The organism is Streptomyces sp. NPDC085937 (assembly GCF_044540535.1).
Taxonomy (GTDB): domain Bacteria; phylum Actinomycetota; class Actinomycetes; order Streptomycetales; family Streptomycetaceae; genus Streptomyces.
Genome location: NZ_JBITSH010000006.1, coordinates 72,969 through 85,583 on the forward strand (window position 1 = coordinate 72,969; position 12,615 = coordinate 85,583).

The 12,615-nt window shown below is 73.3% G+C and carries 14 protein-coding genes; 7 read left to right on the forward strand and 7 right to left on the reverse strand.

Features of this window, described 5'->3' with window-relative positions:
• Positions 1 to 9: 9 nt before the first annotated feature.
• Together ACIF8S_RS14915 and ACIF8S_RS14920 are read left to right on the forward strand one after the other, a co-directional pair.
• Positions 10 to 894: a LysR substrate-binding domain-containing protein gene (locus tag ACIF8S_RS14915; protein ID WP_399999549.1), complete on the forward strand. Its 885-nt coding sequence runs from the start codon at positions 10 to 12 to the stop codon at positions 892 to 894.
• Between the two features lie 27 nt (positions 895 to 921).
• Positions 922 to 1,437, forward strand: coding sequence for a DUF664 domain-containing protein (locus ACIF8S_RS14920; RefSeq protein ID WP_399999551.1), 516 nt, complete (start codon positions 922 to 924; stop codon positions 1,435 to 1,437).
• Here the strand turns inward: ACIF8S_RS14920 and ACIF8S_RS14925 are convergent.
• From ACIF8S_RS14925 to ACIF8S_RS14940, 4 genes are all read right to left on the reverse strand, one after another.
• Positions 1,419 to 2,498 carry an adenosine deaminase gene (locus ACIF8S_RS14925; protein ID WP_399999552.1) on the reverse strand — a complete coding sequence of 360 codons (1,080 nt, stop codon included), beginning with the start codon at positions 2,496 to 2,498 and terminating at the stop codon, positions 1,419 to 1,421. The two genes, ACIF8S_RS14920 and ACIF8S_RS14925, sit on opposite strands and share 19 nt — an antisense overlap.
• Positions 2,499 to 2,554: 56 nt before the next feature.
• Positions 2,555 to 2,950, reverse strand: a complete 396-nt coding sequence (locus ACIF8S_RS14930; RefSeq protein WP_399999554.1) for a VOC family protein — start codon at positions 2,948 to 2,950, stop codon at positions 2,555 to 2,557.
• Positions 2,951 to 3,052: 102 nt separating this feature from the next.
• Positions 3,053 to 4,435 (reverse strand): phospholipase, encoded by a 1,383-nt coding sequence (locus tag ACIF8S_RS14935; protein WP_399999555.1) that lies wholly within the window; start codon positions 4,433 to 4,435, stop codon positions 3,053 to 3,055.
• A 98-nt stretch (positions 4,436 to 4,533) separates the two neighbouring features.
• Positions 4,534 to 5,439, reverse strand: a complete 906-nt coding sequence (locus tag ACIF8S_RS14940) for a glycoside hydrolase family 19 protein (protein ID WP_349796910.1) — start codon at positions 5,437 to 5,439, stop codon at positions 4,534 to 4,536.
• Positions 5,440 to 5,767: 328 nt separating this feature from the next.
• Between ACIF8S_RS14940 and ACIF8S_RS14945 the strand changes: the two genes are divergently transcribed.
• Positions 5,768 to 6,214, forward strand: coding sequence for an SPW repeat protein (locus ACIF8S_RS14945; protein ID WP_399999556.1), 447 nt, complete (start codon positions 5,768 to 5,770; stop codon positions 6,212 to 6,214).
• A 126-nt stretch (positions 6,215 to 6,340) separates the two neighbouring features.
• Positions 6,341 to 6,604 (forward strand): GlsB/YeaQ/YmgE family stress response membrane protein, encoded by a 264-nt coding sequence (locus tag ACIF8S_RS14950; protein WP_349796914.1) that lies wholly within the window; start codon positions 6,341 to 6,343, stop codon positions 6,602 to 6,604.
• Positions 6,605 to 6,793: 189 nt separating this feature from the next.
• On the opposite strand, the gene ACIF8S_RS14955 is transcribed toward ACIF8S_RS14950, so the two are convergent.
• Positions 6,794 to 7,651, reverse strand: coding sequence for a GNAT family N-acetyltransferase (locus ACIF8S_RS14955; protein WP_399999557.1), 858 nt, complete (start codon positions 7,649 to 7,651; stop codon positions 6,794 to 6,796).
• Positions 7,652 to 7,736: 85 nt separating this feature from the next.
• Between ACIF8S_RS14955 and ACIF8S_RS14960 the strand changes: the two genes are divergently transcribed.
• On the forward strand, positions 7,737 to 8,222 hold the full coding sequence (locus ACIF8S_RS14960) for a nucleoside deaminase (RefSeq protein WP_399999812.1): 486 nt from the start codon (positions 7,737 to 7,739) through the stop codon (positions 8,220 to 8,222).
• Between the two features lie 80 nt (positions 8,223 to 8,302).
• Here ACIF8S_RS14960 and ACIF8S_RS14965 read toward each other — a convergent pair whose 3' ends face one another.
• Positions 8,303 to 8,983 carry a chaplin gene (locus tag ACIF8S_RS14965; protein ID WP_399999559.1) on the reverse strand — a complete coding sequence of 227 codons (681 nt, stop codon included), beginning with the start codon at positions 8,981 to 8,983 and terminating at the stop codon, positions 8,303 to 8,305.
• 275 nt (positions 8,984 to 9,258) lie between these two features.
• On the opposite strand from ACIF8S_RS14965, the gene ACIF8S_RS14970 reads away from it, so the two are divergent.
• Positions 9,259 to 10,857 (forward strand): alpha/beta hydrolase, encoded by a 1,599-nt coding sequence (locus ACIF8S_RS14970; RefSeq protein ID WP_399999560.1) that lies wholly within the window; start codon positions 9,259 to 9,261, stop codon positions 10,855 to 10,857.
• A gap of 22 nt (positions 10,858 to 10,879) precedes the next feature.
• On the opposite strand, the gene ACIF8S_RS14975 is transcribed toward ACIF8S_RS14970, so the two are convergent.
• On the reverse strand, positions 10,880 to 11,290 hold the full coding sequence (locus ACIF8S_RS14975; RefSeq protein WP_399999561.1) for a hypothetical protein: 411 nt from the start codon (positions 11,288 to 11,290) through the stop codon (positions 10,880 to 10,882).
• Positions 11,291 to 11,400: 110 nt separating this feature from the next.
• On the opposite strand from ACIF8S_RS14975, the gene ACIF8S_RS14980 reads away from it, so the two are divergent.
• Positions 11,401 to 12,495, forward strand: a complete 1,095-nt coding sequence (locus tag ACIF8S_RS14980; protein WP_349799209.1) for a chemotaxis protein — start codon at positions 11,401 to 11,403, stop codon at positions 12,493 to 12,495.
• Positions 12,496 to 12,615 lie beyond the last annotated feature (120 nt).

The window sequence follows — 12,615 nt, forward strand, 5'->3', positions numbered from 1 at the left end:
TTCTCAGTCATGGAACTGCGCCATCTCCAGCACTTCGTGGCCGTCGCCGAGGACCAGCACTTCACCCGCGCGGCGGAACGGCTGCTGGTCTCCCAGTCGGGCCTGTCGGCGTCCATCCGGGCGCTGGAGCGTGAGCTGCAGACGCCCCTGTTCGTACGGACCACCCGCAGGGTGACGCTCACCGAGGCCGGGCGGGCGCTGCTCGCCGAGGCCGAACGCATCCTGGCACAGGTGCGGGCCGCGCACGAGGCGGTGGCCGCGGTGCAGGGGGTGCTGCGCGGGACCCTCGCGGTGGGGACGGAGCAGTGCATCGCCGGGGTGAACGTGGCGGAGCTGCTCGCCGCGTTCCGGCGGCGTCACCCGGACGTGGAGATACGGCTGCGGCAGTGGGGCTCGGCGGCGCTGGCCGAGGAGGTCGCGGCCGGACGGCTCGACCTCGCCTTCGCCTACCGCACCGACGCGGACCCCGACCAGCTGCGCGCCGTACCGCTGACCGGGGAGCCGATGACGGTGCTGTGCCACCCCGGCCACCGGCTCGCCCGGGCCGGAGCCCCGGTGACTCCGCAGGACCTGGCCGACGAGGTGTTCGTCGACTTCCACCCCGACTGGGGGCCGCGCCGTGCCACCGACGCCGCCTTCGCCGTCACGGGCGTACGGCGCACGGTGGCGCTGGAGGTGAACGACGTGCACAGCCTGCTCGACCTGGTCGACGAGAACCTGGGCGTGGCGGTCGTGCCGCGGCACTTCCGGCACAAGCGGCCCTCGCTCACCGCGCTGCCGCTCAAGGACGCCGGCGAGGCGGCGTACGAGACGGTGGCGCTGGTCCCCGCGCCACGGGCCACCAGTCCGGCGGCGCGGGCGCTGATGACGCTGCTGGACACCGGGGGCGCGTGACGCGGGAAGGTGCGCGACGCTGGACCCATGCATGCCAAGGACATCCTCATCGACGGCTTCGGCCGCATCCGGGAAGAGGTCCACGCCGCCGTGGAGGGCCTGGACCCCGACGACCTCGCCGCACGACCCGGCCCCGACGCCAACACGATCGCCTGGCTGGTGTGGCACCTCACCCGGATCCAGGACGACCACATGGCGGACGCCTTCGGGCTCGACCAGGTGTGGCTCTCCGGCGGCTGGGAGAAGCGGTTCGGACTCGGTCTGCCGCGCGGCACGACCGGCTTCGGCCACTCCCCGGCGCAGGTCGCCAAGGTGCGCGTCGACTCCGGGGACCTGCTGACCGGCTATCACGACGCCGTCCACGAGCAGACGCTGGGCGTCCTGCGGACGCTCACCGCGAAGGACCTGGAGCGGGTCGTCGACGAGAACTGGGACCCGCCGGTGACCCTGGGCGTGCGTCTGGTCAGCGTCCTGTCCGACGACCTCCAGCACGTCGGACAGGCCGCCTACGTCCGCGGGCTGCTTCAGAGCGCGGAGGCGTAACCCGGCAGGATCACGTCCCGGATCAGCGCGGCGCGCTCGTCGTACGGCAGGAACGCGCTCTTCACCGCGTTCACCGTGACCGTGCGCAGGTCCTCGGCGGTCCAGCCGGCCTGCTCGACCAGCAGGGACATCTCGCGGGTCATGGTGGTGCCGGAGACGAGCCGGTTGTCGGTGTTGACGGTGACCCGGAAGCCGAGGTCCTTCAGCGGGGTGATCGGGTGCTCGGCGATCGAGGTCGCGGCGCCGGTCTGGAGGTTGGACGTGGGGCACATCTCCAGGGCGATCCGGCGGTCGCGGACCCAGGCGGCGAGCCGTCCGAGCTTGCCGCCCGCGAGGTCGGGGATGTCCTCGGTGATGCGCACGCCGTGCCCGATGCGCTGGGCGCCGCACACCTGGACGGCCTGGTGGATGCTGGGCAGCCCGTGGGCCTCGCCGGCGTGGATGGTGAACGGCACGCTCTCGCGGCGCAGGTGCTCGAAGGCGGCGAGGTGGTCGGCGGCCGGGAAGCCGTCCTCGGCGCCGGCGATGTCGAAGCCGACGACGCCCGCGTCACGGAAGGCGACGGCCAGGTCGGCGGCCTCACGGACGCGGTCGAACATGCGCATGCCGCACAGCAGGGTGCCGACGCGGACGGGCGTCCCGGCGGCGGCGGCCTTGGCCATGCCGGCGGCCAGACCTTCCTGGACGCTCTCCACGACCTCGGCCATGGTCAGCCCGCCGCGGGTGTTCAGCTCGGGGGCGTAGCGCACCTCACCGTAGACGACGCCGTCGGCGGCGAGGTCGAGGACGTACTCCTCGGCGGTGCGCAGCAGGCCCTCGCGGGTCTGCATCACGGCGAGGGTGTGCTCGAAGGTGGCGATGTAGCGGACCAGGTCGCCGGAGTCGGCGGCCTCCACGTACCAGGCGGCGAGCTCGTCCGGGTCGGTGGTGGGCAGCGTGTGGCCGACGGTGTCGGCGAGCTCCACGACGGTGGCCGGGCGCAGGCCGCCGTCGAGGTGGTCGTGCAGGACCGCCTTGGGGAGGCGGCGGATCGTGTCGGCGTCTATGCGCGTAGATGACATGGCTGGAGGTTCCTCGGCAGGTCGTGTCGTTCGGCGATGGAGCGGCTGCGGCTGGATCAGGAGTCGGCGGGCTGGAGCAGGTCCCAGCGGTTGCCGTAGAGGTCCTGGAAGACGGCGACCGAGCCGTAGGGCTCGTGGCGCGGTTCCTCCAGGAAGGTCACCCCGGCGGCGGTCATCCGGGCGTGGTCGCGGGCGAAGTCGTCGGTGTGCAGGAAGAAGCCCACGCGCCCGCCGGTCTGGTCGCCCACCCGGGCCCGCTGCTCCTCCCCCGCGGCACGGGCGAGCAGCAGCGCGGCGCCGGTGTGTCCGGTTCCGGGCTCGACGACGACCCAGCGGCCGCCGTCCGGCCGGGGCGCGTCCTCGGCGAGCCGGAAACCGAGGGCCTCCGTGTAGAAGCGGATCGCCTCGTCGTAGTCGCGGACGACGAGGGTGACCAGGGCAATACGTCTCATCGTCACCTCTCGCAGGGGTTGACCGGAGAGGTTATACGTAAAACTGCAGGGAACGCCAGTCCCGCCCCGGTGGCCCGGCCCGGGGCGGTACGGCACGGTCCCCTACGGGTAGGTGTAGGTGTTCAGCGCGGCGACGGCGGACGCGGGATCGCCCAGGTCGTAGCGGTCGACGGCGAGGTAGGTGGGCTTCTTGCGGGCGGCCGGCTGACAGAACCGGCGGGCCCGGTCGGCGAGCTTGGCGTTGTCGGTGGCGGCCGTGGCGGCGAGGGCGGCGTCCCGGAAGTGGTTCATCACGAACAGGGGACGGAAGCCGGGCTCGGTGCGGGTCAGCGGGACGAGGGTGTTCGCGTCGTGCCAGCGGCTGTAGCAGGACCAGTCGGAGGTGCCGACGCCCGGGCCCATCGACCAGTGATTCTCGACGGTCCACTCGCGCTGGTACATCACGCCGAAGCTGTCGCGGGTCAGCCCGGCCGACCGGTCGGCGTCCTTGCTGTGATCGGTGAAGATGAGCAACCGGTGGCCGGCGGCGGCCAGTTCGCCCATCGTGGGCCAGCCGTTCTCCCGCACCCCGGTCCGGTCCGGGCGGTAGAGCACGTCCGACAGCCCCTGGACGCGGTCCAGTTCGGCGCGCAGGACCTGCGGGGCGACGTAGTCCTCCAGGAAGACGGTCACGAACTCCTCGGGGTGGGCACGCAGGAAGTCGACCATCCGCTGGAGGTCGACCCATAGGGCGACGGGTCTGCGCACCAGGGTGCAGCTGTTGTGGCAGAGGATGGCGCCGTCCGGCGTCTGGTGGATGTCCAGCATGAACCCCCGCACGCCGTCGGCGAGTTGCTGCTGGATGCCCCGGCTCTGGTTGGGGAAGAGGTCGACGAAGGGCGGGGCGAAACCGCCGTCGACGCCGTTGGCGTAGGCGTTGTGGGCGGTGAGGAACGTGACCTGGTCCAGGGTGCGCCGCTCCCGTGGCGGCATGTCCCCGCCGCGCGCGTCGACGGGGGTGAGGTACCAGGCGGCGAGGTCGCCCGTGCCGGTGGTGGTCACGGTCAGCGGGGCGGGGTGGATGGCGCCGGCGGGCTTCGGGGCGACGGTGAGGCGCCCGTCGGTGCCGGGTGCGGCGAGCGTGTACCGGTCGGCGCCGATCGGGGTGATCCGCCAGCGGGCCTCGGGGGTCGCACAGGCCACGGCACGGGCCTGGTCGTCGGCCCGTCCCAGGCAGGTGCCGGGGCTGTCGGTGTTCTCCAGGAGGTGCTCGGCGCCGTCGGGGCGCAGCGCCCACTGCTGGCGGTCCTCGTCGCCGCGCGGCCGGTGCTGCTCCACCGCGCCGGAGGTGCCGGCGGCGTTGAATCCGGTGACGGCGCTCTGGACGTAGTAGGTGCCGGGCGGCGGCACCGCGTCGGCGCCGGCGGCGGGCACGGGCGCCAGGACCGCCGCGGCGAGCGCGGCGGCCGTGACGGCGGTGGCGAGCAGGGCGTGGGGGGTGCGCATGCGGGTTCCCTTCGTCCGGAGGGGCGGGCCGTACCCCTGGGGGTGCGGCCCGCCCCGGAGTGAGGTCAGGTGCATGACACCACGCCGAGCGGCCGGCGTCAGCAGTACAGGTTGCCGCCGGGCGACGTCCCCAGGATCTGGGCGAACCGCTGGTACGTCGTCACCCTGCTCTGCACCTGGGCCGGGTTCCTGCCGTCGCACTCCAGGGAGCCGTTGATGCTTCGGATCGTCTGGCCGAACCCGGCCCCGTTCACCATGGCGGCGTGGCCGGTCATGCTGCCCGGGCCGGACTGGGTGTTCCAGTACCACAGGGCGGTCTTCCAGGCGACGGCCGCGTCGTTCTGCACCAGCCAGGGGTTGCCCAGCAGGTCGATGTTCAACGCGTCGCCCGCCGCCTTGTAGTTGAAGTTCCAGCTCAGCTGGATCGGGCCGCGCCCGTAGTAGGCGGCCTGGCCGGCCGGGCAGCCGTACGGCTGGCTCCAGTCGCAGTAATGCGGGTAGTTGGCCTGGTTCTGTTCCACGACGTGCACCAGGCCGCCGGTCTCGTGGCTGACGTTGGCGAGGAAGGCGGCGGCCTCCTGCTTCTTCACCGTGTCACTGCCGGTGTTGGCGAAGCCGGGGTAGGCGCTCAGGGCGGCGGTGAGACCGCGGTACGTGTAGAACCCGTTCCGGTTCGGGAACATCTGGTTGAACTGCGCCTCGGTCACCACGAAGTTCCCGACGGGCGTACCGGGGCCGTTGTCACAGGCGTACGGCTCCCAGTACCAGGTGCTGATGACCGGGTCGTAGCCCGGGTTGGCGTGCTCGGCGACGTACGCCTTGCCGTCGGTGTAGCGGACGATCGCGCCGGCCTCGTACCACTGTCCGGCGACCCAGGCGGGGTAGCTGGAACACGCGGCCGCGGCGGCGGCCGAGGCAGTGGTGGCCGCGGCGGGGACCAGCAGCGGCGCGCTTCCGGCGAGGACGAGGGCGGCGGTCACGGCGGCGATGCGGCGTCTCGACACGGGATCAACTCCTTCGCGGATCACGGCCGCTCCCGAGGCGAGGACATGCCGGGGCGAGGCCTCGCCCGCACGCGCCGGCAGGGCCGGTCACGGCGTGGGGGCGGCCGTGGTGGGGGGTGTGGAGCACACTCAAGCGCTTTGGTCTGTACCAGTCAAGGGTTTAGACCAGTCATCGTGGCGCGTACACGCCCACGAGCCGGAAGGCTGCCACCGGGACCTCCGCCAGAACTCGCATAAAGGAGAAATAAGCGCACAATGGGACGTATGCGGTCGATACCGCATACCGCACCCAGACGCAACCAGGCCTGCCAGTCAAAGGAGACGAGTCATGGCCAACGTCTCTCACCAGCGCGGTGATCTCTCCAGCCATCCGGACGCGCCGGAAATGCGGGCACGGTACGAACGTGTCCTCGGCGGTCGTGACGTGGCCTTCGTGGACGGCCCGGTGTTCCTGCTCGGCCTGTACTGCGCGGTGTCACCGTGGATCCTCCACTACACGACGAGCCAGCCCCCGCTCGTGACGCACAACCTGATCGTGGGCATCGCGATCGGTCTGCTCGCCCTGGGGTTCACGGCGGCCCCCTCGCGTATGTACGGCCTCAGCGGTGCCATGTGCGCACTGGGCATCTGGATGATCATCTCTCCATGGGTCGTGGGCACGAACCCCGACGCGGGGGTGATCTGGAACAACATCGTCATCGGCGCCCTCGCCGTGATCCTGGGCACCGCCTGCGCCGCGACGGCGCTCAGGGCGTCCTCCAAGGCCAGGTCGTAGGGCCCGCGCAGAACTCCCCCTCGGCCGGTCCGCGCACGTCGCGGGCCGGCCCTTCGGCGTCCGGACGACTGGCGCCCCGGGCAGCGGGCAGACGCGTGTCAGCGGAGGACTCGGAAAGGGGAGGACATGGAGATCGACGGCATCATCAGTGCCCTGGTCATCGGCGTCGTGATCGGCATCCTGGGCCGGCTGGTGGTCCCGGGCCGCCAGCGCATCGGGGTGCTGTGGACGATCCTGGTCGGCATCGTCGCCGCCCTGATCGGCTCGGCGCTCGCCTCGGCGTTCGGGGTCGCGGACACCAAGGGCGTGGACTGGGTGGAGTGGCTGATCCAGATCGGCCTCGCCGCGGTGGGCGTGGCGGCGCTCGACCGCGCGAAGTCCGGCCGCTGACCCCCTCCGGCCGGCCCCGGCGGGGCCGGCCGGATCCACGGGCTCCGCTCACGATGCCCGTCTGCCCGTGGTCGGCTCCCGCAGCCACCCGCCGCTCCGGACACGTGAAGGCCCTCGAAGTCCCTGACCGCGCCCGGCCCGTCCGCGCCCGGCCCGTCCGCGTCCGGCACTTCGCCGGTGGCCGCCACTTCACGCGTGTGCCGGGCCCCGGCCGCCACCACGAGCGGCCGCTTCCTCCTGACACGTCACGGAGATGCTGCCCGAGGTTTCGTACACGTAGGGCGTGGTGGACGTCAGCGGGGTGAGGCCGAGACGTTCCAGGATGGGGCGGCTCTGGGCGGAGGCGTCGACCTGGAGGTACCGGTAGCCGCGGTCCGCGGCGACGCGGGCGCGGTGGGCGACCAGGGCGCGGTAGATGCCGCGGCCCCGCCAGTCCGGTACCGTGCCGCCGCCCCACAGACCCGCGAAGCCGGTACCCGGGACCAGTTCCATGCGCGCCGCGCTGACGGGCACGTCCCCGGCCAGGGCCAGGACGGCGACGACGTCGTCCGGGGCGGCGGTCAGCCGGTCGAGCAGCTGCCGGCGCAGCCAGGAGGCGTCGTCGCCGAACGCCCGCTCGTGCACCGCGGCGACCAGGTCCACTCCGGCCTCGTCGGTGACCGGCACGGCCCGTACGCCGTCGGGCAGTTCCGCGTCCAGGGTCAGCCGGCCGGTCTCCCCGGCCATCAGCGTCTCCTCCGGTCCGGGCGTGAACCCGGCCGCCACGAGCCGCGGTCCGAGGTCGGCCGGCAGGTCGTGGCCGTACAGCTTCCACTCGAAGGGGAGGCCGAGCGCGGTGTAGTGCGGGATCTGCCCGGCGATCGCGGCGTCCGCGTCGGCCGCGCCGAGGTCGGACCAGACCACGCCGTTCCAGCCGTGTGCGGGGGCGGTCCGGCGCACCACCCCGCCGACGCGTTCGACCGTGTCGTCGGGGCCGTCGGGGCGGGCTCCCTCCCGCAGTTCACGGTCGTAAAGGGCGAGCAGGGCGGGGGCGGCGGAACGGTTCATGGCGGGAGTGCATCATCCGCCGGTGGCGGGAGCAACGGGATTAGGGTTGCTGCCGATCATGCCGGTGAGGAGACGGGACGTGACCATGGGTGTACGGGACGACGAACTGCCGTACCTGCGGCGGTGTGTGGAGCTCGCGGCCGAGGCGCTGGAGTCGGGCGACGAGCCGTTCGGTTCGGTGCTGGTGGCCGGCGACGGCACGGTGCTCGCCGAGGACCACAACCGGGTGGCCTCCGGCGACCGCACCCGGCATCCCGAGTTCGAGCTGGCGCGCTGGTCGACTGCGCACATGACACCTGAGGAGCGGGCCGCGGCCTCGGTCTACACGTCCGGCGAGCACTGCCCGATGTGCGCCGCCGCCCATGCCTGGGTGGGCCTCGGACGCATCGTGTACGTCGCGTCGTCCGAGCAGCTGGTGTCCTGGCTGACGGACTGGGGCGTGCCCGCCGCGCCCGTACGGCCGCTTCCCGTCCCCGCCGTCGCCCCGGACGTGACCGTGGCCGGGCCGGTGCCCGAACTGACCGACGACATCAGGGAGCTGCACCGGCGGTTCCACGGCGGGCGCGACTGACCCGGCCGGGCCGACCGCGGTCCGCCCGCCCGGCCCGCCGATGAGCGGGACCGGGGCGGGCGGACCGATTCCGCGGGCGGTCAGACGCCCGAACGCAGCCGGGCACGGCGGTACAGGGCCACTCCGCCCAGGAAGAGCGCGGCGCCGGTCGCGAGGACCGGGACCGTCTGGTCGGCGCCGGTCTCGGCGAGCGCGACGTGCTCCGCGGGGGCCGCGTGCTGCGGCACCGGGGCGGGGAGGGTACGGGCCGGGACGGTCCGCTCGGGCGCGGGCTCCTCGCCGGGGGCGTTGACGGAGCTGTTGTCCGTGGACGGGTTGCCGATGCCGACCACGTTCACGCTGTTGCCGCTCACGTTGACCGGGACGTGCACCGGCAGCTGCACGCCGTTGCCGGACAGCAGACCAGGCGAGCCGTACGCGCCGCTCTCGGCGGAGGCGCCCGATCCGTGGGACCCGCCGGACGCGCCGGACCCGGCGGACTCTCCGGCCGCGGAGCCGTGGGACGCGTCCTCGTGCCGTGCGTCCTCGTTGACGCACGTGTTGCCCGCGGCGGGGTTGAGGAGGCCCACCACGTTCACCGTGTTCCCGCACACGTTCACCGGGACGTCCACCGGGAGCTGAACGGTGTTGCCGGACACCGCTCCGGGCGATCCGGCCGCGACGCCCTCCGCCCCGGAATCGGCGTACGCCGGCATCGCCACGGCCATCGCGCCCGACGCGGCGGCGACGGCGATCACACCGTTTCGGGTAACCCTTCGCATGAGGTTCCCTGCCTTCCAGACTTGGTCACGAGCGTTCGCCCGCCACCGGGTAGAACGCAGACGTGGCATCCGGGTTATGGGTCCTCCGTATGCCGCAGCCGGTTCACCCCATCGGGGGCCCCGCGGCTCGAACGTCCGGCAAAGACCGTCGAACTCGCGGTGCCCGAACGCCTGCTCAGGAGGCGCTCACCGGCGCCGCACGGCCGACGGGCGGGGGCCGCGGGGCCCGCTTATGGTGGGCGAGGGCGCCGGTCGGGGCGTCCTGGGAGGCATCGATGCTGGCCGAGCTGACCGAGCGACTCCGGGGCGGGCACCGCGCCCTGTCGCCCTCCGTGCGGCGCTGCGCGGCCGCCGGGGCGGTCGGGCTGGTCCTGCTGGCCACGGGCCTGACGGCGACCGGGCGCGCGGAGCCGGACCTCGGCCGGTTCTATGACCAGAAGGTCCGCTGGGCGGCGTGCGCGGGCACGGAGCTGCCCAAGGACCTGCAGTGCGGCACGCTCACCGTGCCGCTCGACTACGCGAAGCCGGACGAGGGCACCCTCGACCTGGCCCTCGCCCGTTACCGCGCCTCCGGCGACCGGCGCGGCTCGGTCATGCTGAACTTCGGCGGCCCGGGCGGCTCGGGGGTGATGGGCCTCGCGCACGGCCGCAAGGACTTCCTGGGGCTGACCGAGGGCTACGACGTGGTGTCGTTCGACCCCCGGGGCGTGGGCCGTTCGGCGCCGGTGAGCTGCGGGACCGACGCCACCAGCCGCGCGCTGGAGGCGACCGACGGCGAGGAGATGTCCGATCCACGCGACGCGCTGCGGCAGTTGCGCGAGGTGGCGGCCGAGTGCGCCGAGCACTCCGGTCCGGTCCTCGCCCACATGGGCACCGTGGACGTGGCCCGCGACCTGGACGTGATGCGTCAGGCGCTCGGTGACAAGAAGCTCAACTACCTGGGGTTCTCCTACGGAACCCGGCTGGGCGCGGTGTACGCGGCGCGGTTCCCCGACAAGGTGGGGCGGATGGCGCTGGACGGCGTGGACACGCTGACCGAACCGCTGGCCGAGCAGGGGCTGGCCAGTGCCCGGGGCCAGCAGACGGCGCTCGACAACTTCCTCACCTGGTGCACCGAGGAGCTCGCCTGTCCGTTCGGGCAGGACGCGCGCGCCGCCCGCGAGCACGTCGTGGACCTGGTCGCCTCGCTCGACGACACCCCCGTACCGACCGACTTCGGCTACGAGTTCACCGGCCAGGACCTGGCCGGCGCCATCGCGCAGGGGCTGTACACCAAGGAGATGTGGCCCGTGCTCCAGCGGGCGCTCGCCCAGCTGATGGAGGACGGGGACACGCACGGCGTGGAGGCCCTGGCGACCGGCGGGACGGCCCCGGCACCGGCGCCGTCGGACGAGCCGCTCGCCGACCCGGAGGACGTACCGCTGGACAACCTTCCGGCGGCGCTGATGGCGGTGAACTGCGCGGACGACCCCGACCGTCCCGGCGCCGAGCGGCTGGCCCGGGACCTGACGCGGCTGCGCGCATCCTACGAGGAGGCGTCGCCGGTGTTCGGCCCGTACCGGCTCGCCCAGGTGGTGCTGTGCCACGGCCGCCCGAAGGGCACCGACTACATCCGGGAGGAGGTCAAGGACCTCGACACCCCGAAGATGCTGCTGGTGGGCACCCGGGGCGACCCGGCGACGCCGTACTACTGGACCGAGCAGACGGCGAAGCGGCTGGGACCGTCGGCCGTGGTGCTGGACAACCGGAACGAGGGCCACACCGGGTACGGCTCGTCCGAGTGCGTCCACCGCAAGGTCGACGACTTCCTGCTCTACGGCTCCCTGCCGCCGTCCGGCAGTTCCTGCGGCGCGGAGGACGAGGACCGGATCTGAGTCCGAACGCCCCGGGCGCGCTCTACCCGGACGCCACCCACCGGGGGCCGGGCTCCTCGCCCTCGTCCCCGCCGAGGTGGCGCCGCGGCGTCTTCGCCGCCTGCCCCGCGTCGGGCACGGAAACCGCCGGCCGTACGAACGGCGCCGGAGCCCCGCAGGTCCCCAGGACCGCCGGGACCCCCGCCCGTACGGCGACGGGGTCCCGGCCGAGGGCGTGCTCCCGCTCCCCCACGCAGATCCTGCCGGGGCGGCATCGGCCGACGACCGGGGTGCCGCGCATCGCGCGCCACCAGTCGGGCTCCACACCCGTCGCCGTCACTTGGGACAACGGCACCCGGACCTCGCGGCGGCGTGCCGGCAGCGCCTCCCGCCACACCGGCCGGACGACGACGGTCCACCCGTCCGCGTTCCGCTCCACGACCAGCCGCGCCATCGCCGTCACCTCCTTCACCGGCGTGCACCCGGGACCGCCCCGGCCCGCACGGGCACGGCGGGCGCTTTGCCCCGAATGCCCTACTGCGGATTCCGCCCTATGGTGCTGTCATGGAGCACGATCTGAGTCCCTCCGCCCTCGCCGAGCTTCGCCGCCCGCGGCCCTATCCGGCGGTGTCGGTCCTGACCCCGACCAACCGGCGCAACCCGCTGAGCACCGAGGACGCCGTGCGGCTGCGCACCATGGTGGCCGAGGCGAAGAAGAAGCTGGAGTCCGATCCGTCGGTGTCCCGCGACCGGCGCGCCGACGTGGCGGACCAGCTCGACCGGGCCCTGGCCGAGGTCGACCTGGCGCACGCCGAGGACGGGCTGGCCATCTTCGCCGCACCGGGTGAGCACCAGGTGTGGTCCCTGGCGCGCGGCGTTCCCGAGCGCGTCGTCATCTCGGACACCTTCCTGACCCGCAACCTGGTCTCCGCGCAGACGGCGGAGCGCCCGTTCTGGGTGCTGTCCGTCGCCGCCGACCGTGCCACCTTGTGGAGCGGCGGCACGGACCGGGTGGCGGAGGAGCGCGTCGGCGGCTTCCCCCTGGTCCGTGAGGAGCCGAACTTCGACCCCGAGCGGGTGGAACGGGCCGGCGACCAGCCCAGCAACTACCGGGACGAGGACACCCGCCGGTTCCTGCGTGACGCGGCCACGGCGGCGACCTCCCTGTTGCGCGCCCACCCGCGGCCGCTCTTCGTCACCGGAGAGCCGGCGGCGCTGTCGCTGCTGTGCGAGTTCGGCGGTGTCTGCAAGGACGCCGTGCAGGTGCCGCACGGCGGCCTGGCGCGCGGCTCGCACGAGGCGGTGTGGCAGGCGGTGCGGCCGGCGCTGGAGGAGGAGGCGCGCCGGCGTACCGAGGACGTGCGGCGCTCCCTGGAGTCCGCCCGCGGCCGCAAGGAGTTCGCGGCCGGCGTCGACGAACTGTGGCAGAGTGCCCGCGAGGGGCGGATCAGGCTGCTGGCCGTCGAGGAGAACTACCGGATCACGGTGCGTGACGACGGCGAGCATCTGATCATCGCCGAGGACGGCGATCTGGACGCCCGCGAGGACATCGTGGACGAGATCGTCGAGCAGTGCCTGGAGACCGGCGCCGAGGTGCGGTTCGTGCCGGACGGCAGCCTCGGGGACGCGGACCGGATGGCCGCCGTCCTGCGCTTCTGACGACCGGGGGCGGTTCGCCGGGCGACCCGGGGACCGCCCCCGAACACGCACGCACGTTTCGAACGTACGAGTGGACCTGTTCGGGCCTCTGACGGGGCGTCAGGTCACTTGCGTACCATG

Bases quoted from the DNA above. Each gene is read 5' to 3' on its own strand.
- ACIF8S_RS14950 (WP_349796914.1), top strand. From the start codon at position 6,341: ATGGAGATCGACGGCATCATCAGTGCCCTGGTCATCGGCGTCGTGATC.
- ACIF8S_RS14970 (WP_399999560.1), top strand. From the start codon at position 9,259: ATGCTGGCCGAGCTGACCGAGCGACTCCGGGGCGGGCACCGCGCCCTG.
- ACIF8S_RS14980 (WP_349799209.1), top strand. From the start codon at position 11,401: ATGGAGCACGATCTGAGTCCCTCCGCCCTCGCCGAGCTTCGCCGCCCG.
- ACIF8S_RS14930 (WP_399999554.1), bottom strand. From the start codon at position 2,950: ATGAGACGTATTGCCCTGGTCACCCTCGTCGTCCGCGACTACGACGAG.
- ACIF8S_RS14945 (WP_399999556.1), top strand. From the start codon at position 5,768: ATGGCCAACGTCTCTCACCAGCGCGGTGATCTCTCCAGCCATCCGGAC.
- ACIF8S_RS14955 (WP_399999557.1), bottom strand. From the start codon at position 7,651: ATGAACCGTTCCGCCGCCCCCGCCCTGCTCGCCCTTTACGACCGTGAA.
- ACIF8S_RS14915 (WP_399999549.1), top strand. From the start codon at position 10: ATGGAACTGCGCCATCTCCAGCACTTCGTGGCCGTCGCCGAGGACCAG.
- ACIF8S_RS14960 (WP_399999812.1), top strand. From the start codon at position 7,737: ATGGGTGTACGGGACGACGAACTGCCGTACCTGCGGCGGTGTGTGGAG.
- ACIF8S_RS14975 (WP_399999561.1), bottom strand. From the start codon at position 11,290: ATGGCGCGGCTGGTCGTGGAGCGGAACGCGGACGGGTGGACCGTCGTC.
- ACIF8S_RS14935 (WP_399999555.1), bottom strand. From the start codon at position 4,435: ATGCGCACCCCCCACGCCCTGCTCGCCACCGCCGTCACGGCCGCCGCG.
- ACIF8S_RS14965 (WP_399999559.1), bottom strand. From the start codon at position 8,983: ATGCGAAGGGTTACCCGAAACGGTGTGATCGCCGTCGCCGCCGCGTCG.
- ACIF8S_RS14925 (WP_399999552.1), bottom strand. From the start codon at position 2,498: ATGTCATCTACGCGCATAGACGCCGACACGATCCGCCGCCTCCCCAAG.
- ACIF8S_RS14920 (WP_399999551.1), top strand. From the start codon at position 922: ATGCATGCCAAGGACATCCTCATCGACGGCTTCGGCCGCATCCGGGAA.